The sequence below is a fragment of the Microbacterium sp. LMC-P-041 genome (genome assembly GCF_030209555.1).
In the GTDB taxonomy this organism is placed as follows: Bacteria; Actinomycetota; Actinomycetes; order Actinomycetales; family Microbacteriaceae; genus Microbacterium.
This window is the reverse complement of the sequence record NZ_JARVRV010000005.1, coordinates 281,562-307,926: the sequence shown is the minus strand read 5'-3', so window position 1 is coordinate 307,926 and position 26,365 is coordinate 281,562. Positions and strand designations below refer to the sequence as shown.

Here is a 26,365-nt window from a genome sequence, read left to right as displayed (position 1 = left end):
GTGCGAACGCGGCCCCTTTTCTCATTCGTCCCGTGGACGATCATTCCTCGTCGTCGGAGTCCTCGTCGTCGTCGGAGTCGTCGGAGTCGTCATCCTCGTCGTCGGAGTCGTCATCCTCGTCGGAGACGTCGTCCTCATCGTCATCCGCGGCGGCGGAGTCGTCGAGCTCGTCGATGTCGACTCCGTCGAGGTCGCCGGCGTGCAGCTCTCGCGGCTCCGCGGCCAGTTCGTCCTCATCGAGATCATCGTCGTCGTCGAGTTCATCGTCGTCATCGTCGTCGAGGTCATCGCCGTCGAGATCGTCATCGGAGTCGTCGTCCTCGACAGATGCGGCATCCTCGTCGTCCGCGGCGGCCGCGGCCGCCTGCTCCGCGAGCTCCACCTGGTGGGCGCGGTACTCGGCGAGGCGTTCGGCCCACGGCACCCATTCGGGTGCGAGCAGGGCGCCGTCGCCCGGCAGCAGCTCGAGTTCGAGCACCGTCGGCTCCTCGTCATCGACGCGAGCGACCGTGACGGTCCAGAACCAGCCGGGGTATCCGGGGAGTCGGTTCTCGAAGCGCAGCGAGACCGAGCCGTCCTCCTCGGGGAGATAGTCGGCTGCGGGTCCGACGGTCGACGCCGGAGTGATCTCGTGCAGGGCGGCGAGCGCGAGATCGTGAGCGTCGATCAGACGCTGGTCCGCCTCAGGCTTCGAGGTCATCGGCTACCTTGCGCAGAACTGCCGCGATCTTGCGGCCTTGTGCAGACGAGGGGTAGCGGCCGCGACGCAGGTCGCCGCCCATTCCGTCGAGGAGCTTCACGAGATCCTCGACGATGATCGCCATGTCGTCCGCGGGCTTGCGCTTCGCCTTCGCGAGGCTCGGCGGCGCTTCGAGCACCCGGACGGACAGCGCCTGCAGGCCGCGCTTGCCGTCGGCGACACCGAACTCCACGCGTGCACCCGCCTTCACAGCGGCGCCGGCCGGCAGAGCGGAGGCGTGCAGGAAGACGTCCTGGCCGTCATCGGCGGCGATGAAGCCGAAACCCTTGTCTTCGTCGTAGAACCTGACCTTGCCGGTGGGCATGGAAGAAACCTCGCTGAGTCGGTGTGGAGCTGGATGGGACGCACGTGTGCGGCCACCCCCAGCCTACCGGTCGCCGGGCACGGAATCCGTAGGTCACGATGCGGAACCGTGCCACCCCGCAACGACTAGGCTGAGACGGATGAGCACCAAGAGTCCCGAACCTGAGGTTCCCGTTCGCCGCATCGATCGCATTCTGGCGTTCACGGCACTCGGACTCGCTGCGGCGTCCATCATCTGCTTCTTCGCGATCATCATCGGCACAGCGGTCGGCATGCAGCAGGAGGACTTCGGTTCAGGCGCATGGCCGTTCATCGCCGCGATCCCCTACTGGGGGCTCCCCGCCGCCTTCGTCATGATCATCGTGCTCCTCGCCATGAGCTTCATCCGCAAGGGGCGCGCGGCATCGCGGCCCTGAGGTATCCGGCATGAGCACGCACGCCCGACCGCTGGCCGAATGGCTGTCCGCGGCGAGCGACGAGCAGCTCAGCACCCTCTTCACGGCACGGCGCGTGCGCCCGGACGTCAACTGGCAGGACTTCTTCGACGCCGCCGAAGCGCTTCTCGATTCCGCGTCGCTCGCTCGGGTCCTCCCCACCCTGACGCGCGACGAGGCCGCAGCCCTTCTCGCGTTCGCAGCGAGTCCCGCGTCGGAACACTCCGCGCAGCGCGAGACCCTCGAAAGCCTCGCGCTGCTGCGCCCGGACGGGGCGCCCTTCCCGCCGGTGGTCACCGCCGTCGCAGATCGTGCGGAGCCGAGCGCGCCCAGCGACACCGTGCCGGAGCCCACGACCGACACCGAGACGGCCCACGCTGCCGAGCGCGCCTTCACCACCGTCTCGGCCCTGGCCGATCTGCTCCTGCTCGCCCGCGAGAAGCCCTTCACCCTGCTGGCCGGCGGCAACGTCAGCGCCGGCGAGAAGCGACAGCTCGGCGAGTCGGGCGTCGTGGCCGAATCGATCGACGCGCTGATCGCCATCGCCGTCGACTCGCGCCTCGTCGCACCGGACGCGCGCAGACTGCGCACGACGCCACAGACCGAGGAATGGCTGCGATCGTCCGTGGCCGATCGGTGGAGCACCCTGGTCGAAGGCTTCCGCGACGCTCTCCCCCGCGGTCTGCGCACCACGGAGGGCGGGTGGATCCCCCCGAGCGACTGGGCCGACGCTCACCCCTGGGACCCTGCCTGGGCAGAGCAGAGCACGGCTCTGCTGGAGCGCGCTCGTCTGCTCGGGCTCATCGCCGACGAGGGCCGTGAGCCCGCATGGGCGGCGGCGATCCGGCGCGGCGCGAGCGTCGACGCCACTCCCCTCACGGCACTCCTCCCGAGCGAGGTCGATCGCATCTTCCTCCAGAACGATCTGAGCGCGATCTCCCCCGGCCCGCTGGCCCCCGGTCTGGACGTGCGGCTGCGCACGATCGCCGCGCGCGAGTCCGCCGCTCAGGCCTCCACCTATCGGTTCGCTCCCGAATCGATCGCCCACGCACTCGTCGCCGGCGAGACCGAGCAGTCGATCCTCGAGTTCCTCGAGTCGCTCTCGCTCACCGGCATCCCCCAGCCGCTCCGGTATCTCGTCACCCAGACCGCCCAACGGCACGGCCTGGTGCGGGTGTCGACAGACGCCGAGACCGGGCGAACGCGCATCGAGAGCAGCGACCAGCATCTGATCGAGGCCATGTCCGTCGACCAGGGGCTGCGGCCGCTCGCCCTCACGAAGCACGTCGCCTCGCTCACGACCCGCGTCGGGCGCGACACCGTGTACTGGGCGCTCACGGATGCCCGCTACCCGGCGACGCTCGTCGACGAAGACGGACACGCGGTGGCCGGCGAACGGAACCCGGTCTCCGAGGCGACGCCCGACCCGGCGCCGGACTACTCGGGCCTCATCGCCGCGCTGCGCTCGCACCAGGGTGCCGACGCCGACGCGGCCTGGCTCGACCGCGAGCTCGAGGCCGCCGTGCGCGCGAAGGCCGTGCTGCGGGTCAGCGTGGGCATGCCGGACGGATCGACCAGGGAGCTGATCCTCGAGGCGACCGGGCTGGGCGGAGGCCGGCTGCGCGGGCGCGACCGGGCGGCAGACGTCGAGCGCACGCTTCCGGTGTCGAGCATCCGCGCCGCCACCGTGATCGCACAGTAAACTGGACAGCTATGTCTGATGGCCCCCTGATCGTCCAGAGCGATCGCACCGTGCTGCTCGAAGTCGCCCACGCCGATGCCGAGAGCGCCCGCCACGAGCTGGCGATCTTCGCGGAGCTCGAACGCGCGCCGGAGCACATCCACACCTACCGGATCACGCGGCTCGGCCTGTGGAACGCCCGCGCCGCCGGGCACACCGCCGAGGACATGCTCGACACGCTGGACCGCTGGTCCCGGTTCCCCGTGCCCCCGTCGGTGGCCGTCGACCTGCGCGAGACCGTGAACCGCTATGGGCGCCTCGTCATCGAACGCGACGACGAGGGCACCCTGATCCTGCGTTCGACCGACCCCGCCGTGCTCGCACAGGTGGCGAACAACAAGCGCATCCAGCCGCTGCTGATCGGCCACCCGGCTCCCGACACGTTCGTCGTCGATGCCTGGGCGCGCGGTCAGATCAAGCAGGAGCTCCTGAAGATCGGCTGGCCTGCAGAAGACCTCGCCGGTTACACCCCCGGCACCCCGCACGAGATCGAACTGGCAGAGGACGGATGGGCGATTCGCCCCTACCAGCAGGATGCCGTCGACGCCTTCTCGAAGGACGGCTCGGGCGTCGTCGTCCTCCCCTGCGGCGCCGGCAAGACGATCGTCGGCGCCGGCGCGATGGCCGCGACGAAGACCACGACCCTCATCCTCGTCACCAACACGGTCTCGGCTCGGCAGTGGCGCGACGAACTGCTCAAGCGCACGAGCCTCACGCCCGAGGAGATCGGCGAGTACTCGGGGCAGGCCAAAGAGGTCAAGCCGGTGACGATCGCGACCTACCAGATCCTCACGGCCAAGAGGAAGGGCGAGTACGCCCACCTCGCCCTGCTGGATGCTCTCGACTGGGGCCTCATCGTCTACGACGAGGTCCATCTGCTCCCCGCACCGGTGTTCAAGCTGACCGCCGACCTCCAGGCGCGTCGCCGGATCGGCCTCACCGCCACGCTGGTCCGCGAGGACGGACGCGAGGGAGACGTGTTCAGCCTGATCGGGCCCAAGCGGTTCGACGCCCCGTGGAAGCAGATCGAGGCGCAGGGTTTCATCTCCCCCGCCGTCTGCTACGAAGTTCGGGTCGACCTCCCGCCGGACGACCGGCTCGAATACGCCGCCGCGACCCACGACGAGCGCTACCGCCTCGCCGCCTCCGCCCCGGCGAAGATCGACGCCGTGCGCGAGCTCATCGCGAAGCACAAGGACGAGCGGATCCTCGTGATCGGTCAGTACCTCGACCAGCTGGACTCCCTGTCGCAGTCGTTGAACGCGCCGCAGATCACCGGCGCGACGCCCATCGACGAGCGTGAGGAGCTCTACCGCGCGTTCCGCGAGGGCGAGATCTCGCTGCTCGTGGTGTCGAAGGTCGCGAACTTCTCGATCGACCTCCCCGAGGCGTCCGTCGCCATTCAGGTGTCGGGTTCGTTCGGTTCCCGCCAGGAGGAGGCTCAGCGCCTCGGCAGGCTCCTGCGCCCCAAGCAGTCGGGCCGCACGGCGAGCTTCTACACGCTCGTCGCACGCGACACGATCGACCAGGACTACGCCCAGAATCGGCAGCGGTTCCTCGCCGAACAGGGATACAGCTACACGATCATGGATGCCGACGCGATCGCGGCCTGACCGTCTTCACTCCCTCGGAACAGCGCCGCTACGCGGAGGGCGAAAGCGCCGCTCCGAAGGATAGTCAGCATCCGCATGGCCGAAGTCACCATAATGGGGACATGACTGATGCGCGCATCCTGGTCGTCGACGACGAACCCAACATCCGCGACCTGCTCTCGACGGGTCTCAGCTTCGCCGGGTTCCAGGTGAAGACCGTCGCCAACGGCGCCGCCACGATCTCGGCGGTGCTCGAGGAGGAGCCGGACCTCATCATCCTCGACGTGATGCTTCCGGACATGAACGGCTTCAGCGTGACCAAGCGTCTTCGCGGCGCCGGGTTCACTGCGCCGATCCTGTTCCTCACAGCGAAGGACGGCACGGACGACAAGATCGAGGGGCTCAACGCCGGCGGCGACGACTATGTCACCAAGCCGTTCAGCCTCGACGAGATCGTCGCCCGCGCTCAGGCCATCCTGCGCCGCACGATGCAGGCCGACGAGGAGTCGATCATCCGGGCTGGCGAGCTGTCGATGGATCAGGACACCCACGACGTGCAGGTGGGCAAGGAGTCGATCGAGCTGAGCCCGACCGAGTTCAAGCTGCTGCGCTATCTGATGCTGAACCCGAATCGCGTGCTGTCGAAGGCCCAGATCCTCGACCACGTGTGGGAGTACGACTTCAACGGCGATGCCGGCATCGTCGAGAGCTACATCTCGTACCTCCGCCGCAAGATCGACCCGCACACCGAGGAGTCGGTGATCCAGACGAAGCGCGGCTTCGGATACATGCTCAAGGTCGGCAAGTAGTCCGGCACACCGCCGCACGCTGACGCCGCACAGCATCCGTCTCCAGGGAGGTCCGCATGGCGCACAAGCCTGACGCGATCACCCGGTGGTGGCGGTCGATCAGCCTGCGCGCCAAGGTGACGGGTGTCACGGTCGCAGTGCTCGCACTGGGTCTTCTCGCCGCGGGCATCGGCACCGTGCCGATCCTGCGCAACTCGCTCATCAGCAACATCGATGCGCAGCTTCCGGCCCTGGTGTCGGCGGATCTCGCGAGCCGCTACTTCGAGGTGACGGTCGAGGACGGCGAGACCGTCTACACCCCCACCGACTCGCCGCGAGACTTCTTCGTCGCGATCTACGACGCCGAGGGCGTGCTGCAGACGACCACGGGGAACTCCGCCAACGGACAGCCGCTCTTCCCCGCGACCTATTCGCCTCTCGACGTGCAGGCGAACGAGGACACGCCGTTCACGATGGAGGGGACCGAAGGGTCGAGCTTCCGCGCCGCTGTCGCGCGGGTGCCCGGAGAGGGCGACGGATCGCTGCGTATCCAGATCGTCGCGATGCCTCTCGAGTACGCGGATCGCATCATCAGCCAGTACTTCGGCATCTACATCACGGTCGCGTTCGTCACGATCTTCCTGGCCGCTCTGCTGACCCGCGGTCTGGTGACGCTGACATTCCGTCGACTCGGGCAGGTCGAGTCGACCGCCATGTCGATCGCCGCCGGCGATTTCACCCAGCGTCTCACCGATCTCGAGCCCACGACCGAGGTCGGCCGCCTGAACAGCGCGATCAACACGATGCTCGACCGCGTCGACGCGTCGCTCGCGCAGCGAGATCGCACCGTGCAGCACATGCGGCGCTTCATCGGAGATGCCAGCCACGAGCTGCGCACTCCCCTGGTGAGCGTGCGTGGATACGCCGAGCTCTACCGCATGGGCGCGATCAAGGGCGAGGAAGACACCGCACGCGCGATGGAGCGGATCGAGAAGGAGGCGATCCGCATGGGCGTCCTGGTCGAGGACCTCCTCGCTCTTGCGCGCCTCGACGAGGAGCGGGAGCCCGAGATCGAAGCCCTCGATCTTCGACCGATCGCGCGGGACGCCGCTCTCGACCTGCGCGCGGCGGCTCCGGCGCGCACAGTGACCGTGGTCGATCGCACCGTCGAGGCTCCGCTGATCGATGTCACCACGCGCTCCACACCCGTCGTTCCCTCCGCTCCGGAGACGCCAGCACCCCGTGGGCTCTCACGCGGAACGCTCGCGCGCCTGCGCCGTCGCCCCCGGAACTCCGGTGCAGCCGTGCCGGCGATCGACTTCACCGAAGCGGCGGACATCCCCGTGCGCACGCCGCCGATCGTGCTCGGTGAGGAGAACAAGGTCCGCCAGGTCGTCACGAACCTGCTGGGCAATGCGCGACGCTTCTCGGCGGAGGAGAGTCCGATCGAGATCGTGGTCGACGCAGATCGTGTGCGAGGCACGGGGAGCATCGCGATCGTCGATCACGGTGAGGGGATCCCGCCGCAGATCCGCGAGCAGATCTTCGAGCGCTTCTGGCGCGCCGACACCTCGCGCGCTCGCGAGACGGGAGGGTCTGGCCTGGGTCTCGCGATCGTCTCGTCCATCGTGAAGGCGCTGCACGGAAGCGTCGCGGTGTCGGAGACGCCCGGCGGCGGAGCGACGTTCACCGTCACCCTCCCCCTCGCACCTTCACGCGCGACACCTGCGCATCTTCTCGAGGACACCCAGCCGATCGAGCCGCTCGACATCTGACGGCTCCTGCTGCACGGAGAATCCTCCGCGCAGGTTCTCCACAGCGGCTGCGGGCGATCGCGCCGCATCGGCATCCGGCAGTCGCCCCTCCCCTACCGTCGGAGAACCGAACGAGAGGAGTTCCCATGTCCGTCATCACCGTCGACACCGAAGCAGTAGGTGCCGCCCAAGGAGCCGCACTGGCCACGATGGAGCGTCTGCAGACCGAGTCTGCGACGCTCATGTCCCAGCTGACGCAGCTGCAGGCATCGTGGGTCGGCACCGCCTCAGCCGCGTTCCAGTCATGCGCTGAAGAGTGGCGAGGAGCCCAGCTGCACGTCGAGCAGGTGCTCGAGTCCATCGGGCACTCGCTGGGCAGTGCGGCGACGCAGTACGCGGATGCCGATCAGTACTCGGCGAGCCTGTTCCGCTGACTCACGGGTTCGACCGCCCGCGAACGCAGAAACGCCCCGACCGAGGTCGGGGCGTTTCTGTTCAGCAGTGATGGATCAGAAGTCCATGCCACCAGACGGGTCACCCATCGGGGCCGGAGCCTTCTCGGGCTTGTCAGCCACGACGACCTCGGTGGTGAGGAAGAGAGCCGCGATCGATGCTGCGTTCTGCAGCGCCGAGCGGGTCACCTTCGCCGGGTCGATGATTCCCGCTGCGAACATGTCGACGTACTCACCGGTAGCCGCGTTGAGGCCCTGACCCGAGGGAAGCTCGGAGACCTTGTTCGCGACCACACCCGGCTCGAGGCCGGCGTTCAGGGCGATCTGCTTCAGCGGAGCCTCGATCGCGACGCGAACGATGTTCGCACCGGTCGCCTCGTCGCCCGAGAGCGAGAGAGCGTCGAGAGCCTTGGTGCCGGACTGGATCAGCGCGACGCCACCACCGGGGACGATGCCCTCCTCGACGGCTGCCTTCGCGTTGCGGACGGCGTCCTCGATGCGGTGCTTGCGCTCCTTGAGCTCGACCTCGGTTGCCGCGCCCGCCTTGATGACGGCGACGCCACCTGCAAGCTTGGCGAGGCGCTCCTGCAGCTTCTCGCGGTCGTAGTCGCTGTCGGTGTTCTCGATCTCGCGACGGATCTGCGTGACGCGACCCTCGATCTGGTCTGCCTCTCCGGCACCCTCGACGATCGTGGTCTCGTCCTTGGTGACGATGACCTTGCGAGCGCGACCCAGCAGGTCGAGCGTGGCGTTCTCGAGCTTCAGGCCGACCTCTTCGGTGATGACCTGACCACCGGTGAGGATCGCGATGTCCTGCAGCTGCGCCTTGCGGCGGTCGCCGAAGCCGGGTGCCTTGACGGCGACCGACTTGAAGATGCCCTTGAGCTTGTTGAGCACGAGAGTCGCGAGAGCCTCGCCCTCGACGTCCTCGGCGATGATGACGAGCTCCTTGCCGTCCTGGATCACCTTGTCGACGATGGGCAGAAGGTCCTTGATGTTCGAGATCTTCTGGTTCGCGATGAGGATGTAGGCGTCTTCGAAGACAGCCTCCTGGCGCTCCGGGTCCGTCACGAAGTACGGGTTCAGGTAGCCCTTGTCGAACCGCATACCCTCGGTGAGCTCGAGCTCGGTGCCGAAGGTCTGCGACTCCTCGACGGTGACGACGCCCTCCTTGCCGACCTTGTCGATCGCCTCGGCGATGAGCTCGCCGATGGCGGGGTCAGCAGCCGAGATCGAAGCGGTCGCAGCGATCTGCTCCTTGGAGTCGATCTCCTTCGCGCTGGCGAGGAGCTCCTCGGTGATGGCCGCGACGGCCTTCTCGATGCCGCGCTTCAGCGAGATCGGGTCTGCGCCGGCTGCGACGTTGCGCAGACCCTCGCGGACCAGAGCCTGGGCGAGCACCGTGGCGGTGGTGGTTCCGTCACCGGCGACGTCGTCGGTCTTCTTGGCGACCTCCTTGACGAGCTCCGCACCGATCTTCTCGTACGGGTCGTCGAGCTCGATCTCCTTGGCGATGGAGACGCCGTCGTTCGTGATCGTGGGGGCGCCCCACTTCTTCTCCAGCACGACGTTGCGACCGCGCGGGCCGAGCGTCACCTTGACGGCGTCGGCGAGAATGTTGAGGCCGCGCTCGAGGCCGCGGCGGGCCTCCTCATCGAAAGCGATGATCTTTGCCATGAGTTTTGTCGTCCCTCCTGGACGTAGACGTTGGGTTTAGCACTCAGAGTGAGAGAGTGCTAACGCCATTCTGGCACTCGACCCCATCGAGTGCAAGCTGCGGGGAGGGACCGCGCGGCGCTCTACGGGGCAGGAGTGTCTGCGGGAGTCTCGGGAGCGGTGGTCGCGCGATCGAGTCCGATGACCACCGTGAGCTGCTTCGCGCCGGTGTCGTTCAGATCGGTGTAGAAATCGCTCTGCTCCACCTGCGCTCCGCCGATGAGGTTCGCGAGGCCGATGGCCGCGAGCTCGTCCTCGTCGGCGACGTAGTAGACCGTCGTCGTCGAGAAGTCCTGGCTCGCACTGTCGGTCGCGAACACGACGTCCGCTGCCCAGCCGTTGTTGATCAGGACGTCGCGCATCTGCTCGTCGAGCCCCTCGTCCGGGGATGCGTTGAGGATCATCACCGAGTAGGTGACGTCGACGACTCCGGTCTCGACGGGTGCAGGACTGGCCGTGGGGACGGCCTCCGGGAAGAGGCTGATACGGCCCATCACCACCAGCGAGCCGAAGATGCCGCCGATGATGAGCACCAGAGCGGCCACGAAAGACCAGAGGAGCACGACCCAGCCGTTCATCCCCGGGGCTTCGGCGCGATGCGCTCCGACGCGTCCGGATGATCGGGGGACGTCGTCGAATCGATCTCGGCTGGGCTTTGACACCCCTCGATGCTAACGGCACCGACCTCTGTATCCGCATCGAGCGCCGTCGGCGCGTGGCGGACGCGCGAGTCAGCCGACGAAACCGGGCGTGCGAGCGGCTCTCTGGAATGATCTCGAGTCGCGGATGCGCCGCAGCCGACGCACCAGCATCGGGTCGTACTCGAGGGCGGCCTCCGACTCGATCAGACGCCCGAGGAGCTGGTAGTAGCGCGCGGCGCTCATACCCAGCTGGGCGCGGATGGTCTCCTCCTTCGCGCCGCCGTGCCGCGGCCACGCGGTCTCCAGCGCGAGGATCGCACGATCGCGCTCGCTCAGCTCTCCCAGCATGAGATCAGATTAGGTCGCCGCCCCGCCGATTCCGGCACGCCACTCCCACCATCGCCCGAGTGGGTCGGCGGCTGCGCGCACCTGCCCGTCGAGCGCCACGACGAAACCGGGCCACTCCGCGGCGACGACGGGCGGATCCCAGGCGTCGAGGAGCGCGGGAGGGTCGATGGTCAGCCAGCGCGCGCCGAGCCCCCGGATGCGGTCGACGAGGGCTTCACGGGCCTCCCGGGGAATGTGCACCAGCACGCCGGGAGTCGTGACGACGAGGGCGGCGTCGCGGGGCGCCTCGGCGGCGAGCTCGTCGATCTGCTCGAGCGCGTCGCCTGCGACGAGGTGGGGAGGGGCGGATGCCGCGATGTCGAGCGCCGCCGACACCCGTTGCTCACGCCCCTCCTCCCCCGGCCACACCAGACCCAGCAGCCAGCGCCGGTCACGCTCGTCTCGCGCGTCGAGCGGCGCGAGGTCGATGCCGGCTCGCCACACCACATCGGGCATCCGCATCGGCGGAAGGGCTCCGTCGACACGGCTCTCGAGGATCACGGTGGAGGGGCCGTCCGCGGGGTCGAGCGACGCGCGCAGCCGCCCGTCCGCGCCCACGAAGCGATACGAGTACCTGTCCGGATAGAGGCACAGTCCTGCGGAGGCTCCGACCTCGAGCAGCGCGATCGGGCCGTCGATCTCCGACAGCGCGGGCAGAAGTGGCGCGAGACGCAGAGGTTCGTTCGTCTGCAGGCGCCGGCCGCTGCACTCGGCCACGATCTCATCGGCGCGCGCGATCACGAATGACCGCCAGGCGCCGTAGCCGACGAGGCCGGCGCCCAGCATCCGTGTCACCGCGAACACGAGCGGGGGCTGCCGTCTGTTCTCCGGAATCCGCGCGAGCACGCCCTGGACCTCGGAGTCGGCGGCGACACCGTCGGCCCACTCGACATACAGGTCGCTGCGCCCCGGCGCCTCCTGCTCGGCGAAACGCGCGTAGCGCTGCTGCACGGCATCCGTCATGGATCCATTGTCTCGTGGCGCCGAGCGCCTCTGAACGCGAGAGAATGGATCAGACCCCCAGGAGGACCGATGTCGTACAGCGTGGACAAGACCGAAGAAGAGTGGCGCGAGGAGCTCGGCGAGGAGCAGTACGCCGTGCTGCGCGAAGCCGCCACCGAGCGCGCCTGGACGGGCGAGCTTCTCGACGAGGGCCGAGCGGGCCTCTACACCTGCGGCGCCTGCGGTGCCGAGCTGTTCAAGAGCGGCACGAAGTTCGACTCCGGATGCGGCTGGCCGAGCTTCTACGAGTCGATCCGCCCTGACGCGGTGCAGCTCATCGAGGACACGACGCTCGGCATGGTGCGCACCGAGGTGCGCTGCGCGAGCTGCGGCTCTCACCTGGGTCACGTCTTCCCCGACGGATTCGGCACGCCCACCGGCGACCGCTACTGCATGAACTCGATCGCCCTGAACTTCACACCCGAAGAGTCGTGAACGCCCTCGAGGCGGTCCGCGCACGGCAGTCCTGGTCGAAGGTCACCGACGACGCGCCGTCGCGCGATGAGCTGCTGACGCTCGTCGCCGCAGCGGGTCGTGTGGCCGATCATTCGTCGCTGCGCCCGTGGCGTCTCATCGAGCTCCGCGGGTCCGACCGCGAGGTGCTCGGCGCGGCGATCGCGAAGGCGGAGGGTGACAAGTCCCCGTCGACCAAGCCTCTTCGCGCTCCGCTGCTGATCGCCGTGGTCGCCAGCTATCGCAAGAGCGACAAGGTTCCCCGGTGGGAGCAGGAGGCGGTCGCGTCAGGCGTCGCCCACATGCTCAGCCTGCTGCTCGACGAGGCCGGCTGGGGTGTGCTGTGGCGCACCGGTCGGTACACGCGCTCGAAGGCCATCGCGAAGGCTCACGGCATCGGCAAGAACGAAGAGCTGCTCGGCTGGCTGTATGTCGGCGGCAAGCCGCAGGGCAAGAAGCCGGGACGCCGCAAGCCGGTCGACGCCCGGGCACTCGTGACGCGGATGCCGCAGCCGAAGAAGAAGTAGGGCGCTCAGCTGCGTCGGCGCCGCGGGAGTGCGACGACCACGGATGCCACGGCGACGATCACCATGCCGACGATCTGCCAGAGCGCCGGCCCCGCGGCCGCGGGCCAGATGAGGTCGATGATCACCGACGTGGCGAGCTGACCGAGCACCGAGCCGAGGCCCATCAGCAACACGCCGGTATGCGCGACGATGAAGGCGCCGAGCAGGATGTACGCCGCGCCGAGGAATCCTCCGAGGTACAGCCACGGCTCGGTCGGCAGCGCATCGGGCACCCCTCGCACGGCGATGCTGATGCCCGCGGCGGCCAGCAGCGCGACGGTGCCGGCGATGAAGCTCATGAAGGTGGCCGCGAGGGGCGACCTCACGCGCTGAGCCAGCCTGCCGTTGGTCGCTGCCTGCCAGGCGATGCCGACACCCGCGGCGAACGGCAGCAGCAGCATCCAGAGCGGTGCGGTGGCCAGCACGTCCCCGCTCAGGGAGATGCCCACTGCGGCGAGCGCGAACGCGCCGCCCGCCACGCGTCCCGGCGTGATCGCGACGACTCCCGCCGGGCCGAACCCGATCCTGTCGAGGACGAGGCCGTGCAGCGTCTGTCCCGCCACCACGCCGACCGTGAACAGCGAGACGCCGAGCACGCCGGCGGTGATCCCCTGGGTCGATACGGTGAGTGCGCCGCAGGCGCCGCCGAGCAGCATCCAGAACGGGATGGTCCGATCGCGGATGCCGCTGCGCAGTCGTCCGACGCCTCGACGAGCCGAGGGAAGGCAGACGATCACGATCGCCAGGGCTGCGAGTCCCACAGAGAACGAGATGAGACCGGCCGCGATGCCGTTGTCGATCTCGACGCCCAGCACCCCGTTGATCCGGGCCTGGACAGCCGTCATGACGCCGATCGCGACTGCTCCGCCGAGCGCGAGGGGCGGGGAGAGACGACGAACCTGAGTCACCCGTCGACCCTAGCCGAGCGAGGATCCTCCTCCCGCAGCGTGCACGATGTCCGTGGCCGGGCGTACCCTGACGGCATGTGCGCGAGCTACGGACTTGACCCCCGGTTCACCGACACCGAACTCCTCGCAGCGGCCGACGAGGCCGTGCTCGACGGTCTCCGGGAGTGGGCTGAGCAGAATGCCCGCGAGACCGTTCGCCCCACCGGCAAGAACCTCCGCAATCTCAATCCGATCGTCGTCCAGCCCGACACCGCTCCGACGCTCGAGCCGGCGTGGTGGGGATTCCTCATCAACGGGGAGCCGTCGAAGTTCCCGTCGATCAACACCCGCTCCGAGCGGCTGCAGGAGCGCCCCGGCGGATTGAAGAGTCGCGCGCTCGTCCCTGCGACCAGCTGGTACGAGATGAAGAAGCCCGAGCGCGTGTGGCACGAGTTCCTCGTCGACGAGGGGGCCCTCTTCGGGATGGCGGCGGTCACCCAGAGAGGTCGCACCGCCGACGGCGAGTCCTTCACCTGCTACTCGATCGTGATGCGCCCGGCTCCTCCGCACCTCGCGGACGTGCACGACCGGATGCCGCTGCTGATCCCCGCGTCCCTGAGTGAGGAGTGGCTCACCGCCGAGCCCACGAAGGACATCATCGACGAGGCGCTGCTCGCCGCTGCGACGCTCGACGAGCGCGTGCACGCCGCGCCGCGCGCGAGCGACAAGGGCGCGGATCGGCTGTTCTGAGCTCATGGATTCGACGGATCTCGTCGCCACCGCGGCGGAGCGTGCAGAGGAGCTGCCGGGCGCGGCGCGGGAGAACCCGTTCGGTCCCGAGTGGGACGTGTACAAGGTGCGCGGACGCGTGTTCCTGCTGATCCCTCTCGACCAGACCGGGAGGGTCACGCTCAAGTCGCATCCCGACGACTCGGTCGCATTGCGCGAGACCTTCGCCGACATCGTCCCGGGGTACCACATGAACAAGAAGCACTGGATCACCCTCATGCCGGGGCCGTCACTCGACGAGGAACTCGTGTCCGAGCTGGTCACGGAGTCGTACCGTCTGGTGGTCGAGAAGCTCCCACGCGCCCAGCGGCCCGTGGATCCCGACCTGTTCGGGCGCCCCTCGTCCTGACGATTCCGCACCGGCCATCCACCGTGAGGATGACCCGCTGCCTCCGGGGAACGGTACCCAGGGAGGACGCGCGGGCTGCGGCGCCGTCGATAGCGTCGTAGACATGATCACAGCAGAAGGCCTCACGAAGAGATTCGGAGACAAGACAGCCGTCCAGGACGTGTCGTTCACGGTCAAGCCGGGCACGGTCACCGGGTTCCTCGGTCCGAACGGCGCGGGAAAATCCACCACGATGCGCATGATCGTCGGCCTCGACCGGCCGACGTCCGGCATCGCGACCGTCGCCGGCCGGGAGTACCGGAAGCTTCGCGCCCCGCTCACCGAGGTGGGGGTGCTTCTCGACGCGAAGGCGGTGCACACCGGCCGCACCGCTCGCAATCATCTGCGTGCGATGGCGGCGACCCACGGCATCCCCGCGTCGCGCGTCGACGAGGTCATCGACCTGGCGGGCATCGCGCCCGTCGCCCGCAAGCGCGCCGGGAAGTTCTCACTCGGCATGGGGCAGCGGCTCGGAATCGCCTCGGCCCTGCTCGGGGATCCGCACACGCTGATCCTCGATGAGCCTGTCAACGGCCTCGACCCCGAGGGGGTGCGATGGGTGCGACAGTTCGTGCGCCATGCGGCGTCCGAGGGGCGCACGGTCCTGTTGTCCAGCCACCTGATGAGCGAGATGGCGCAGACCGCCGATCACGTGATCGTGATGGGCCGGGGCAGAGTGCTCGCCGACGCTCCGCTCGAAGAACTCGTCCGCGCCTGGACGACGAACACCGTGCGCGTCCGCACGCCCCGCGCAGCGGATCTGGCCACAGCGGTCGGCGGTCCGTCGGTCGAGATCGTGAGCTTGGCTCCCGACCTTCTCGACATCGTCGGCCTGCCGGCCTCCCGCATCGGCGACCTCGCCGCTCGCCACGGCATCCCCCTGCACGAGCTCACCCCGACCACCGGGTCGCTCGAAGACGCCTATCTGGCGCTCACCGGCGACTCGGTCGAGTACCGCACGAAGGAGATCTCATGACCGTCCAGGCTCCTGCCCGCACGCGCCAGCACGTCGACACCGGACACCGCCTCACGTTCGTCCGCGCGATCCGCGGCGAGTGGATCAAGCTCTCCACGCTTCGCTCCACCTGGTGGTCCATCGGCATCGCCGCAGTGCTCACCGTCGGCATCGCGGTGCTCATCGCTCAGGCGATCGACCTGCCGGGCTTCGACCCCATTCAGGCCGTGGTCATGCCGATCCAGTTCACGATGCTGCTCGCGGGCATCCTCGGTGCGATCTCCGTGACGGGTGAGTACTCGACCGGAATGATCCGCTCGACGCTGGCAGCCAACCCGAAGCGCGGCTCCGTGCTCGCCGCCAAGGCCGTCGTGATCGCGGTCTTCCTGTTCGTGTCGTCTCTGGTGATCTTCTCAGCCGCAGCTGTCGCCGTCTCCGCGGTCGTCGCGTCGCGCGATCAGAGCATCGACTGGTCCGATCCGGCGGCATCGCTCCTTCCGATCGTCGTGTCGTCGCTTGCCATGTCCGTCTTCGCTCTCATCGGCGTCGCATTCGGCTTCATCCTGCGCTCGGGCGCCGGAGCCATCGCCGCGACCGTCGGCCTGCTGTTCGTCCTGCCGATCGTCTCGAGTTTCTTCACGATCGCCGGCGACGCGTGGACGTGGCTCCTCGAGACCGCGAACTACCTGCCGGTCGCCGCCGCTCAGAGTGCGATCCTTCCCGAGGGAGCCGCCCTCGAGGGCCCGGTCGCGTATCTCACGCTGGCCGGCTGGGTGGCTGCGGGCATGCTCGCCGCGTGGGGCGTGCTCCGCACCCGCGACGCGTGACCGAGAGCCGACCGATGACCGATCCGCGTAGAGTCGGCCGGTGACCACCCCGATCAGCCGCAGCACCTCAGTCCGCGAGGACGAGGGGCTGCGGCTGCCGCGTCCCCCGGGCGTCCTGCGCCGTTTCTGGGCGCGGCATCCGGTGGTCGCCGACGTCGTCATCACGATCCTGTGCCTGCTCCTCTCCCTCGTTCCCGCTGGTGCGATCACCCGCGATCTTCCGATGCCTCTCGCCATCGGCGTGGCGATCCTGGTCCCCGCCGCGGTGGTCGGCACCTGCGTGACTCTGCTCTGGCGGCGCAGACACCCGCTGGTGCCGTTCGTGGCATCTTTCGCACTCGAAGCCCTGTTCCTCTTCGCGCTTCAGCCGATCGGCGCTCCTGTCCTGCTGGTCAGCTGCTACTCGCTCGCCGTGTACCGCTCGTCGCGGGCGGCGTGGACCGGCTTCGGCATCGCGATCGCGTCGCTCGCAGCGCTCGCCGGTGCGCTCACCCTCACCGGCGTCATCACTCTGCAGATCGCCGCGAACGCCGTCGTGATGTCGCTGGTCCTCGGACTCATCGGCACTTTGATCGGTGTGAATGTCGGAGGACGCAAACGCTACCTGGCTGCGCTGATCGACCGCTCCCACCAGCTGCTCGTGGAACGCGATCAGCAGGCCCAGCTGGCCGCAGCAGGCGAACGCGCCCGCATCGCCCGCGAGATGCACGACATCGTCTCGCACTCGCTCACGGTGATCGTCGCCCTGTCCGAAGGCGCAGCCGCGACACCGGATCCCGTGCAGGCGCGAACGGCGGCGTCCTCCGCCGCCGAGACGGCTCGCAGCGCGCTCACCGAGATGCGCGCGATGCTCGGAGTCCTCCGCGCCGATGAATCGCCACTCCCCCTGGCACCTCTCGAGCCGACGCCACCGCAGGAGACGGTCGCAGTGGCGCAGCGCGCCGGTTTTCCGGTGACGCTCTCCGTCACAGGAACCGCCTCGATCTCCACCGCTCTGTCGCATTCGCTCGGCCGCATCGTGCAGGAAGGCGTCACGAACGCCATGAGGCACGCGCCGATGGCGACGTCGATCGAGGTCAGACTGATCTACGCCTCGGATTCGGTGATCGTCGAGATCGTCAACGACGGCGTCTCCGGCCCTGTCGGCACGACCGGGTTCGGCCTGCGCGGGCTCGTGGAACGTGCCGCGCATTCGGGCGGCACGATCACCTCTGAACCCGTCGAACGCGGTCGGTGGATGCTGCGCGCCGAGCTGCCTGTGTCGCCCGCCGATCCTGCTGACCTCGAACCGAAGGATGCACCATGACCGAGCCGATCAGGCTTCTCCTCGTCGACGACCAGGCTCTCATCCGCGTCGGCTTCCGGATGGTGCTCGACGCCGAGGCCGACATGGTCGTGGTCGGCGAGGCCGCGGACGGGCATGACGCGATCGTCCAGGCGTCCGGACTCCGTCCCGACCTCGTGCTGATGGACATCCGGATGCCGGGGCTCGACGGGATCGCGGCGACCGAGGCCATCGTCCGCGAGAATCCGGACACCCGTGTTCTGGTGCTCACGACGTTCGATCTCGACGAGTACGCCTTCGGCGCGATCCGCGCCGGCGCGAGCGGATTCCTCCTGAAGGACGCGCAGAGGCACGAGATGATCTCGGCGATCCGAGCCATCCACCGCGGTGACGCGGCCCTCTCACCGCGGGTCACGCGGATGCTGCTGGAGCATGTGACCCCGACGCTCGGCGCGACACCTGCAGCGTCCGCCACTGTGACCGAGGACCTGACGGCAGACCTCACCGACCGCGAGCGCGACGTCTTCGTCGAGATCGCGCGCGGCCTCACGAACGCGGAGATCGCTCAGGCGCTGTTCGTCAGCGAATCCACCGTGAAGACGCATGTCGGCAGGATCCTGTCGAAGCTGGGATCCCGCGACCGCATCCACCTGGTCATCCTGGCTCACAGGATGGGTCTGGTCGACGGCGGCCTGTCCTCGGGCTCTTAGCAAGGGCGGAGGACAGGCCGCCAGCCTCAGGCCTTCGCCGGTGTCCACTCGGAGACGCGGTTCAGCGTCTCGATCTCGTCCTCGCGCAGTTCCAATCGCGCTCCGGCGAGAAGGTCAGGAACCTGCTCGACCGTCCGAGCACTCGCGATCGGGGCGGCGACCGTCGGCTGAGCACGCAGCCACGCCAACGAGGTCGCCGCGATCGAGGCGCCGTGGGCGTCGCCGATCTCCTCGAGAGCGTCGATGATGCGCAGCCCCGCCTCCGTCGCGTATTTGGCCGCACCGGAGGCGCGCGGCGAGGTCTGACCCTCGACGGCCGTCGAACGGTACTTGCCGGTGAGGAATCCGCTCGCGAGCGAGTAGTAGGGCACCAGGCTCAGACCGAACTCCTGCGCCACCGGGATGATCGTCTCCTCGACGTCGTTGCGGTGAACGAGGTTGTAGTGGGGCTGCACGGCGACGGGCGACGCCGATCCCGTGCGACGGGCGATCTCCACCCACTCACGGATGCGCTGCGCCGTGTAGTTCGACACCGCGACGTTGCGTACGAGGCCGTCGTGGACGAGCTCGCCGAATGCGGTGACCGTCTCCTCCAGCGGCACGGTCTCATCGTCGAAGTGCGCGTAGTAGAGATCGATGGCGTCGACGCCCAGTCGGGCGAGCGATGCCTCGGCGGCCCTGCGCACGTTCGACGCCGACAGCCCGGAGAACTCCGGGTGCTGGCTCACCTTGGTCGCCACGATGACGCCTTCGGGCTTGCGTGACGCGAGCCACTCACCGATGATCGTCTCGCTCTCGCCGCCCGAGTTGCCCGGCACCCACGAGCTGTACCCGTCTGCGGTGTCGACGAAATCGCCACCACCCGCCACGAAGGCGTCGAGCACGGCGAAGGAGGCATCACGGTCGGCCGTCCAGCCGAACACGTTGCCTCCGAGCGAGAGCGGGAAGACGTCTAGGTCACTGTTTCCGATACGAGTCATACCGGGGAGAACGTGTGCTCTGCTCGCACTATTTCCCGTGTGACGATCTGTGTCGTCGAGGGAGGCGCGGATGCGATCCGCTGGACGGTGCCGACTACAGGACTCGAACCTGCAACCCCCGTATTACAAGTACGGTGCGCTACCAATTGCGCCAAGTCGGCGGACACCACCCAGCTTAGCGATGGGCGGCGGGCACCGACGAACTACGGCGCCGGGGTCTCCGAGGGTGCGGGCTCCGTGGTCTCGGTCGGCGCGGGAGTCGGAGTCTCGGTGGCGTAGTACGCGTCGCTCGCGACCGTGAGCACGAACTGCGAGAACTCGCTCGGGTCGTCGAGGGCGCCGACGTAGGCCTCGCCGTTCACGACGATCATGGGCGCGGCAGTGAGCACGAGGTCGTCCGAACCGACGAGCGGGCCCTCCAGCGCACGGGACGTGGCTTCCTTCGCCCAGGTGACGTAGTCCTGATCCTCGATGCACGACCGGACGCTCTTGACGTTGTCCGAGCCGACCGCGCCGGCGATGTCGGCCAGCTGAGAATCGGAGAAGCCGTCGGTGTTCACCTCGGGCTGGTCATCGAGCAGGTCGTGGTTGAACGCGTAGAACTGTGCCGGCGAGTGCGTCGCGACACAGGCCGCGGCCGCCGCCGAACGCAGGGAGTACTTGGTGCCGTTCGAGCTCGCGGTGAGCAGCGCGACCGGGTGGTAGGTGACCGTCGCCGCACCCTCCGAGATCCAGTTGACGAGCTGGCGCGCGTTGGCGCGCTCGAATTCACCGGCATCCGGCGACAGGTAGTCGACGTAGATGTGGATGTCGACCGTGCTCGACGTGGTGGGCTCCGGGGTCGGCGTCGTCTCGCCACCCGCCTCGGTCTCCTCCGGGCTCGGAGGCGCGACCGTCTCGTCGGACATCGCGGACGCGCTGATGTCGGAGACGAGGATGCCGTCGTCGTTCATCCCGCCCGGGGTGAGCTGCGGCTTCGAGACCTGTGCAGAGACGGCGAGCGTGATCGCGGTGCCGATGGCGCCGACGGCGACGACGGCGATCGCCCCGAGGATGATTCGTCGCATCACGCGCGCCCTCGACTGCTGGGCATGCACCTTCTGTGCCTTCTCCCGCACGACCTCACGCGAATTGCGAGGGCTGGGGACGTTCGGCGTCTCGTCGCTCGACATCGTTCCTCTAGACAGTCTCAGGGGGGCAGGGTGGCCCCGGACGCCACTCGGGCGGCGAACGCCGCGTTAAGCGGCCGAGATCGATGTTAACCAGCCAGGCTGAGAAATACCCAGATGCACGGGCATCTGCCATACTGATCCCGACCCGATGAGGGGTCACGGCGGATCGCTCCGCCGCTCTATCACTACGGATCGTCCGGCACGTACCTGCCGGTGAAGGAGAAACACAATGGCATCTGTGACTTTCGACGAGGCCACCCGCCTCTACCCCGGCGGAACCCGCCCGGCTGTCGACAAGCTCAACCTCGAGGTCGCTGACGGCGAGTTCCTCGTTCTCGTCGGCCCGTCCGGCTGCGGAAAGTCCACCTCGCTGCGTATGCTCGCCGGCCTCGAAGAGGTCAACGCCGGCCGCATCCTCATCGGCGACCGCGACGTCACCGACGTGCCGCCGAAGGACCGCGACATCGCGATGGTGTTCCAGAACTACGCGCTGTACCCGCACATGACGGTCGCCGAGAACATGGGCTTCGCGCTCAAGATCGCCGGCGTCGGCAAGGAAGAGCGCGCCAGCCGCGTGCTCGAGGCCGCGAAGCTGCTCGACCTCGAGGAGTACCTGACCCGCAAGCCGAAGGCCCTCTCGGGTGGTCAGCGTCAGCGTGTCGCGATGGGTCGCGCGATCGTCCGTCAGCCCCAGGTCTTCCTCATGGACGAGCCGCTGTCGAACCTCGACGCCAAGCTCCGCGTCCAGACGCGCACGCAGATCGCGTCGCTGCAGCGCCGCCTCGGCGTCACCACGGTCTACGTCACGCACGACCAGACCGAGGCTCTGACCATGGGCGACCGCATCGCCGTGCTGAAGGACGGACTCCTCCAGCAGGTCGGTTCGCCGCGTGACCTGTACGAGAAGCCCGAGAACGTCTTCGTCGCCGGGTTCATCGGCTCGCCCGCGATGAACCTGTTCAGCGCAGACCTGGCAGACGGCGGCGTGCGCTTCGGCACCGAGGTCGTCCCGCTCGACCGCGACACCGTGGGCCGCGCCAACGGCTCGCAGGTCACCGTCGGCGTCCGCCCGGAGGACATCACCGTCGGCCCCGCCGACGGCAAGGGCCTCTCGGTCGTCGTCGACCTCGTCGAGGAGCTCGGCGCTGACGGCTACCTCTACGGTCACACCGAGATCAACGGCAAGCGCGCCGACCTGGTCGCACGTGTCGACGGTCGCAGCCACCCCAACGCCGGTGAGACCGTCACCCTCGCGGCGAACGCGGGCCACGTGCACGCGTTCGACATCGAGTCGGGCGTTCGCCTGAACGACAAGCCGATCGTCTCCGCCTGATCGGACCCACTGACGCGGCGCGGGCTGACTTCGGTCGCCCGCGCCGCTTCTTTCTTTTCCGCCCCCACCCACTGGAGAGACATGCAGGATGCGCTGCGGATCACGGCGAGCTCGATCGACCCGGCCCTGCTCGCCCTCCCCTGGTCGACCCCCCTCGGCAAGTGGCCGTCCGAGCAGATCGTGTCGCTTCCCAAGGGGCTGTCACGGCATCTGGTGCGCTTCGCCGACCTCTCGGGCAAGGTCGTCGCGGTCAAAGAGACGACCGATGAGATGGCGAGGCGCGAGTACGAGATGCTCGGCAACCTGGCCAGGCTCGATGTGCCCTGCGTCGACCGCGTCGCCGTGATCGCGGGGCGATCGGATGCCGCCGGCGAGCCGCTCCCCGCCGCGCTCGTCACCTCGCACCTGCGCTTCTCCATGCCGTATCGCGCCCTCTTCACCCGGGTGCTGCGCCCCGACACGGCGAATCGCCTGGTCGACGCCCTCGCGGTGCTCCTGGTGCGCTTGCACAACGTCGGCTTCTACTGGGGCGACGTCTCGCTCTCGAACACGCTCTTCCGCCGGGACGCCGGCGCTTTCGCGGCCTACCTCGTCGACGCCGAGACCGGTGAACTGCACGAGGAGGGGCTCACCGACGGGCAGCGCCTCTACGACCTCGACCTCGCCCGCACCAACATCGCCGGGGAGATCATGGACCTCGCGGCCGGCGGACGGCTCGAGCACGGCGTCGACGCGGTCGCGATCGCCGACGGCATCGTCTCGTCGTACCACTCGCTGTGGGCGGAGCTGACGGTGCAGGAGTCCTTCGCCGCGGCGGAGACCTGGCGCATCACGGAGCGCGTCGAACGCCTCAACGCCCTCGGATTCGACATCGACGAGATGTCGATGTCGACGACCTCCGACGGCACGGTCGTCGAGATCCAGCCGAAGGTGGTGGATGCCGGACACCACCAGCGCCGCCTGATCCGCCTCACGGGCCTGGACGTCGAGGAGAACCAGGCCCGCCGCCTGCTCAACGATCTCGACGAGTTCCGTGCCCGTTCGACCAAGCAGTGGGTCGACGAGGAGATGTACGCGCACGAATGGCTGACCCGCGTGTTCGAGCCCGTTGTGCGTGCGATCCCCTGGGAGCTGCGCGCCAAGCTCGAACCCGCAGAGGTGTTCCACCAGGTGCTCGAGCACCGGTGGTATCTCTCTCAGGCGCAAGGACGCTCAGTCCCGCTCGCCGAGGTCCTCACGAGCTACATCAACGAGGTGCTGCGCCACCGCCGCGACGAGGCGACCATCATGGGCCCGCCCACCGAGACGATGAGCCTGCCCGTCATCACAGGCACGCACTCCGTCGCCGATGACGACGACGAGGTCGACTGGCGCGACCTCGTCTGAGGTCAGTACCCGACCGTGAAGCGTCCGCGACGGTGCACCGGGCGCTCGATCTCGTCGACCACCGCGACCGCGAAGTCCGCCCCCGAGATGAAGGACTTGCCCTCGGCGTCACGCACGAGCACATCTCCACCATCGCGATAGTGACCGGTGCGCTCACCCTCGGCCCAGGGTCCGAAGACCTCGGCCGGGTGGATGAAGAACCAGTCCAGCGACCGGTCCGTGCTCTGGAGCAGTGCGAGCGAGTCGATGCCGACCTGTGCCTCGTGCTTGTACTCCTCAGGGAAGTCGAGGTCGAAGAGGCGCGGGCCCTCCGGGGCGACCAGGCTTCCACCGGCGCCGCCGACCACGCCGAGACGGGTGCTCGTATCGGCGAGCTCCGCGATGACGTTCGTCAGCGCCTCGAGCACGCGGTCCGCCATGTCGCCACGCGGCGAGAGGGCCGAGACGACGGCATCCGCTCCGTCGAAGGCGTTCGCGAGCGACGAGGCGTCCAGCGCCGAGCCCTGCACGTACGAGGCGCCGTCGACAGCATCGGTCGGCGTGCTGCGTGAGATCGCGATCACGTCATGGCCGCGGCTCACCGCCTCGGACACGATGTGGCGTCCGGCGTAGCCTGTTCCTCCGAGCACGACGATCCGAGCCATGACTTCTCCCCTACTTCTTCGCGTTGCGGATGGACGACACCTGGTAGAGCGCGACCGAGGTCGCGATGCCGGCGTTGAGCGATTCGGTCACGGCCGAGATCGGGATCGACACGATCTGATCGCAGGTCTCGGCGACCAGACGCGAGAGGCCCTTGCCCTCTGAACCGGTCACGATCACGACGGGGCGGTCGGCCAGCTGCAGCTCGGGCAGCAGGACGTCGCCGTCGCCGTCGAGGCCGAGCACGAAGACGCCCTGCTTCTTGAACTCCTTGAGCTGCGTGGTGAGGTTGGTCGCCAGCGCGACCGGCACGCGTGCCGCAGCACCGGCACTCGTCTTCCAGGCTGCCGAGTTCACACCGGCCGAACGACGCTGCGGCAGGATGATGCCGTGTCCGCCGAACGCACCGGTCGAGCGGATGATCGCGCCGAGGTTGCGGGGGTCGGTGATGCCGTCGAGGGCGACGAACAGAGGGACCTCGCCCTTGTCGATGACGGCCTCGAGGAGGTCCTGCGGGTGCGCGTACTCGTATGGCGGCACCTTGACGGCGACGCCCTGGTGGACTCCGTCGAAGCCGGCCATGCGGTCGAGCTCCTGACGCGTGACCTCGAGCACCGGGATACCGCGGTGGGTGGCGATCGACAGCATCTCCTTGACGCGGTCGTCCATCTCGACGCGCTGCGCGATGTAGAACGCCGACGCGGGGATCTTCGCCCGAAGAGCCTCGAGCACCGAGTTGCGGCCGGTGACGACCTCGACCTCAGTGGTGTTGTCCTTCGCGCGGGCCGAGCGGTTCGGGTTGCCGCCGGACGTCTGACGCTGCCCCGGCTTGCCCTTTCCGCCCGATGCCGCATAGCGCTCGGCCGCGGCCTTGCGCTTGCCGGCCGGGTGCCAGGCGCGGTCCTCCGCCTTCGGGGTCGGTCCGCGGCCCTCGAGCGACTTGCGTCCGAGTCCGCCGGTGCCCTTGGTGGGGCCCTTCTTCTTGCCGTTGCTTGCGCCGGGGCGCTGTGGCTTAGCCATCGATACTCCAATGAGTTCCGGCCGGAGAGTCCTCCAGCGTGATTCCTGCCGCGGCGATCGCATCACGGATGCGATCGGCCGCCGCCCAGTCCTTGTCAGCGCGCGCCTGCGCGCGCTGGGTGATCATCGTCTGCACGAGCGCGTCGAGAGCAGAGGCCTGCGCATCGCCCGTCGACGCGACACCCACGCGCTCGAATCCGAGGACGTCGAGCATCGCGAGCACCTCGCTCCTCGCCGTCCCGGCGCCGTCGGCATCACCGGCGTCGAGCGCCGCATTGCCCGCGCGCACGGTGTCGTGCAGGACTCCGAGCGCCTGCGGGATGCCGAGGTCGTCATCCATCGCGGTGGCGAACGCCTCGGGCAGCGGCGTGCGCTCCCCCCAGCCGAAGGTCTTCGGAAGCATGCGCTCTGCGCGCTCGACGAACGTGCGGATGCGGCCGAGTGCCGCCTCTGCCTCGGTCCACGACGACTCCGAGAGGTCGAGGCTCGAGCGATAGTGCGCGGCGGCGAGTGCGTAGCGCACCACCTGCGAATCCCGCTCCGAGAGCACGTCGCTCGCCAGGGTGAAGTTGCCCAGAGACTTCGACATCTTCTGTCCGCCGACCGTCACGAGGCCGTTGTGCACCCAGTAGCGTGCGAAGCCGTCTCCGGCCGCGGTCGACTGGGCGAGCTCGTTCTCATGATGGGGGAAGCGCAGGTCGAGGCCTCCGCCGTGGATGTCGAACTCGGATCCGAGGTAGCGCTTGGACATCGCCGAGCATTCGATGTGCCAGCCGGGGCGACCTGCGCCCCAGGGCGACTGCCACACGGCATCCGCCTGCTCGTCGGGCTTGGCACCCTTCCACAGCGCGAAGTCCTGCGGGTTGCGCTTGCCGCGAGGGTCGGCATCCTCCGCCGCCTCCATCGCGTCGACGGACTGGTTCGTCAGCGACCCGTACTCCGTCCACGAGCGGACGTCGAAGTAGACGTCGCCGGAACCGTCCGGTGCAGGGTACGCGTGGCCGCGCTCGATGAGGATCGCGATCAGCTCCTGCATCTGCGGGACGGACGCCGTCGCGCGCGGCTCATAAGTCGGGGACAGGATGCCGATGCCGGCATACGCTGCGGTGAACTCCTGCTCCATGCGGTATGCGAGCGCCCACCACGGCTCGACGTCCGTCGCGTTGACGAGCACCTTGTCGTCGATGTCGGTGACGTTGCGCACGAACGTGACGCGGCCGTAGCGGTGAGTCAGCCAGCGCCGCAGGAGGTCGAAGCTCAGCGCCGCTCGGACGTGACCGATGTGAGGGCCGGACTGCACGGTGGCTCCACAGACGTACATCGTGATGTTCTCGGGATCGAGAGGCACGAAGTCGCGCAGCTGCTGTGCGCGGGTGTCGTAGAGGCGGAGAGTCACCGCACA

28 protein-coding genes and 1 tRNA gene are annotated in these 26,365 nt (G+C 68.5%); 16 read left to right on the top strand and 13 right to left on the bottom strand.

Features of this window, described 5'->3' with window-relative positions; translation table 11 throughout:
- Positions 1–40: 40 nt before the first annotated feature.
- Entirely contained in the window at positions 41–700 is a 660-nt protein-coding gene (locus QRN21_RS11655; RefSeq protein WP_285364174.1) for a DUF3027 domain-containing protein, read from the bottom strand.
- On the bottom strand, positions 684–1,064 hold the full coding sequence (locus tag QRN21_RS11650) for a cold-shock protein (RefSeq protein ID WP_053097241.1): 381 nt from the start codon (positions 1,062–1,064) through the stop codon (positions 684–686). Before QRN21_RS11650 ends, QRN21_RS11655 begins: the two co-directional genes overlap by 17 nt.
- Before the next feature lie 139 nt (positions 1,065–1,203).
- Here QRN21_RS11650 and QRN21_RS11645 point away from each other — a divergent pair, with 139 nt between their 5' ends.
- The 6 genes from QRN21_RS11645 (at position 1,204) to QRN21_RS11620 (ending at position 7,806) form a co-directional block, all read left to right on the top strand.
- On the top strand, positions 1,204–1,479 hold the full coding sequence (locus QRN21_RS11645; protein WP_053097244.1) for a hypothetical protein: 276 nt from the start codon (positions 1,204–1,206) through the stop codon (positions 1,477–1,479).
- 10 nt (positions 1,480–1,489) lie between these two features.
- On the top strand, positions 1,490–3,199 hold the full coding sequence (locus tag QRN21_RS11640) for a helicase-associated domain-containing protein (protein WP_285364173.1): 1,710 nt from the start codon (positions 1,490–1,492) through the stop codon (positions 3,197–3,199).
- An 11-nt stretch (positions 3,200–3,210) separates the two neighbouring features.
- On the top strand, positions 3,211–4,851 hold the full coding sequence (locus tag QRN21_RS11635) for a DNA repair helicase XPB (RefSeq protein WP_285364171.1): 1,641 nt from the start codon (positions 3,211–3,213) through the stop codon (positions 4,849–4,851).
- Between the two features lie 101 nt (positions 4,852–4,952).
- Complete coding sequence (locus QRN21_RS11630; RefSeq protein ID WP_053097249.1) at positions 4,953–5,639, top strand: response regulator transcription factor; 687 nt, start codon at positions 4,953–4,955, stop codon at positions 5,637–5,639.
- Positions 5,640–5,695: 56 nt separating this feature from the next.
- The gene (locus QRN21_RS11625; protein WP_072591604.1) at positions 5,696–7,393 is read left to right on the top strand and encodes a sensor histidine kinase; all 1,698 of its coding nucleotides are present in this window, start codon (positions 5,696–5,698) and stop codon (positions 7,391–7,393) included.
- Between the two features lie 125 nt (positions 7,394–7,518).
- The gene (locus QRN21_RS11620) at positions 7,519–7,806 is read left to right on the top strand and encodes a WXG100 family type VII secretion target (protein WP_056279906.1); all 288 of its coding nucleotides are present in this window, start codon (positions 7,519–7,521) and stop codon (positions 7,804–7,806) included.
- 75 nt (positions 7,807–7,881) lie between these two features.
- Here QRN21_RS11620 and groL read toward each other — a convergent pair whose 3' ends face one another.
- The 4 genes from groL to QRN21_RS11600 all read right to left on the bottom strand — a co-directional run bounded on the left by groL (position 7,882) and on the right by QRN21_RS11600 (position 11,531).
- On the bottom strand, positions 7,882–9,501 hold the full coding sequence (groL, locus tag QRN21_RS11615; RefSeq protein WP_053097253.1) for a chaperonin GroEL: 1,620 nt from the start codon (positions 9,499–9,501) through the stop codon (positions 7,882–7,884).
- 122 nt (positions 9,502–9,623) lie between these two features.
- Positions 9,624–10,202 carry a LytR C-terminal domain-containing protein gene (locus QRN21_RS11610; RefSeq protein ID WP_230100374.1) on the bottom strand — a complete coding sequence of 193 codons (579 nt, stop codon included), beginning with the start codon at positions 10,200–10,202 and terminating at the stop codon, positions 9,624–9,626.
- 69 nt (positions 10,203–10,271) lie between these two features.
- A complete protein-coding gene (locus QRN21_RS11605) occupies positions 10,272–10,529 on the bottom strand; it encodes a DUF3263 domain-containing protein (protein WP_053097256.1) in 258 nt (85 codons plus the stop codon).
- A gap of 9 nt (positions 10,530–10,538) precedes the next feature.
- The gene (locus QRN21_RS11600; protein WP_053097259.1) at positions 10,539–11,531 is read right to left on the bottom strand and encodes a DUF2332 domain-containing protein; all 993 of its coding nucleotides are present in this window, start codon (positions 11,529–11,531) and stop codon (positions 10,539–10,541) included.
- Between the two features lie 69 nt (positions 11,532–11,600).
- Here QRN21_RS11600 and msrB point away from each other — a divergent pair, with 69 nt between their 5' ends.
- Entirely contained in the window at positions 11,601–12,005 is a 405-nt protein-coding gene (gene msrB, locus QRN21_RS11595; protein WP_285364169.1) for a peptide-methionine (R)-S-oxide reductase MsrB, read from the top strand.
- Positions 12,002–12,550, top strand: a complete 549-nt coding sequence (locus QRN21_RS11590) for a nitroreductase family protein (protein WP_053097263.1) — start codon at positions 12,002–12,004, stop codon at positions 12,548–12,550. Before msrB ends, QRN21_RS11590 begins: the two co-directional genes overlap by 4 nt.
- Positions 12,551–12,555: 5 nt before the next feature.
- Here the strand turns inward: QRN21_RS11590 and QRN21_RS11585 are convergent, their stop codons facing one another.
- A complete protein-coding gene (locus QRN21_RS11585) occupies positions 12,556–13,497 on the bottom strand; it encodes a DMT family transporter (RefSeq protein WP_285364166.1) in 942 nt (313 codons plus the stop codon).
- A 75-nt stretch (positions 13,498–13,572) separates the two neighbouring features.
- Here QRN21_RS11585 and QRN21_RS11580 point away from each other — a divergent pair, with 75 nt between their 5' ends.
- The 6 genes from QRN21_RS11580 to QRN21_RS11555 all read left to right on the top strand — a co-directional run bounded on the left by QRN21_RS11580 (position 13,573) and on the right by QRN21_RS11555 (position 18,430).
- Complete coding sequence (locus QRN21_RS11580; protein WP_056279898.1) at positions 13,573–14,226, top strand: SOS response-associated peptidase family protein; 654 nt, start codon at positions 13,573–13,575, stop codon at positions 14,224–14,226.
- Between the two features lie 4 nt (positions 14,227–14,230).
- Complete coding sequence (locus tag QRN21_RS11575; RefSeq protein ID WP_285364164.1) at positions 14,231–14,614, top strand: MmcQ/YjbR family DNA-binding protein; 384 nt, start codon at positions 14,231–14,233, stop codon at positions 14,612–14,614.
- 103 nt (positions 14,615–14,717) lie between these two features.
- Positions 14,718–15,629: an ABC transporter ATP-binding protein gene (locus tag QRN21_RS11570; protein ID WP_285364163.1), complete on the top strand. Its 912-nt coding sequence runs from the start codon at positions 14,718–14,720 to the stop codon at positions 15,627–15,629.
- Positions 15,626–16,435: an ABC transporter permease gene (locus QRN21_RS11565; RefSeq protein ID WP_285364161.1), complete on the top strand. Its 810-nt coding sequence runs from the start codon at positions 15,626–15,628 to the stop codon at positions 16,433–16,435. Before QRN21_RS11570 ends, QRN21_RS11565 begins: the two co-directional genes overlap by 4 nt.
- A 40-nt stretch (positions 16,436–16,475) precedes the next feature.
- Entirely contained in the window at positions 16,476–17,741 is a 1,266-nt protein-coding gene (locus tag QRN21_RS11560; protein WP_285364160.1) for a sensor histidine kinase, read from the top strand.
- Entirely contained in the window at positions 17,738–18,430 is a 693-nt protein-coding gene (locus QRN21_RS11555; protein WP_187250561.1) for a response regulator, read from the top strand. The genes QRN21_RS11560 and QRN21_RS11555 overlap by 4 nt, the downstream gene beginning before the upstream one ends.
- 26 nt (positions 18,431–18,456) lie before the next feature.
- Here the strand turns inward: QRN21_RS11555 and QRN21_RS11550 are convergent, their stop codons facing one another.
- The 3 genes from QRN21_RS11550 to QRN21_RS11540 form a co-directional block, all read right to left on the bottom strand.
- On the bottom strand, positions 18,457–19,410 hold the full coding sequence (locus tag QRN21_RS11550) for an aldo/keto reductase (protein WP_285364159.1): 954 nt from the start codon (positions 19,408–19,410) through the stop codon (positions 18,457–18,459).
- An 88-nt stretch (positions 19,411–19,498) separates the two neighbouring features.
- Positions 19,499–19,571: transfer RNA gene (locus QRN21_RS11545), tRNA-Thr, on the bottom strand.
- Between the two features lie 42 nt (positions 19,572–19,613).
- The gene (locus QRN21_RS11540; RefSeq protein WP_053097290.1) at positions 19,614–20,582 is read right to left on the bottom strand and encodes a DsbA family protein; all 969 of its coding nucleotides are present in this window, start codon (positions 20,580–20,582) and stop codon (positions 19,614–19,616) included.
- A 229-nt stretch (positions 20,583–20,811) separates the two neighbouring features.
- Between QRN21_RS11540 and QRN21_RS11535 the strand changes: the two genes are divergently transcribed.
- A complete protein-coding gene (locus tag QRN21_RS11535; RefSeq protein ID WP_053097292.1) occupies positions 20,812–21,915 on the top strand; it encodes an ABC transporter ATP-binding protein in 1,104 nt (367 codons plus the stop codon).
- 81 nt (positions 21,916–21,996) lie between these two features.
- Positions 21,997–23,301 (top strand): DUF4032 domain-containing protein, encoded by a 1,305-nt coding sequence (locus tag QRN21_RS11530; RefSeq protein ID WP_053097294.1) that lies wholly within the window; start codon positions 21,997–21,999, stop codon positions 23,299–23,301.
- A gap of 2 nt (positions 23,302–23,303) precedes the next feature.
- On the opposite strand, the gene QRN21_RS11525 is transcribed toward QRN21_RS11530, so the two are convergent.
- Genes QRN21_RS11525 through cysS form a run of 3 tightly spaced genes read right to left on the bottom strand, consistent with a single transcriptional unit; the run spans position 23,304 to position 26,359 of the window.
- Entirely contained in the window at positions 23,304–23,945 is a 642-nt protein-coding gene (locus tag QRN21_RS11525) for an NAD(P)-dependent oxidoreductase (protein WP_072591608.1), read from the bottom strand.
- 10 nt (positions 23,946–23,955) lie between these two features.
- Complete coding sequence (rlmB, locus tag QRN21_RS11520) at positions 23,956–24,963, bottom strand: 23S rRNA (guanosine(2251)-2'-O)-methyltransferase RlmB (protein ID WP_053097298.1); 1,008 nt, start codon at positions 24,961–24,963, stop codon at positions 23,956–23,958.
- On the bottom strand, positions 24,956–26,359 hold the full coding sequence (gene cysS, locus QRN21_RS11515; protein WP_285364156.1) for a cysteine--tRNA ligase: 1,404 nt from the start codon (positions 26,357–26,359) through the stop codon (positions 24,956–24,958). The genes rlmB and cysS overlap by 8 nt, the downstream gene beginning before the upstream one ends.
- Positions 26,360–26,365: the final 6 nt, after the last annotated feature.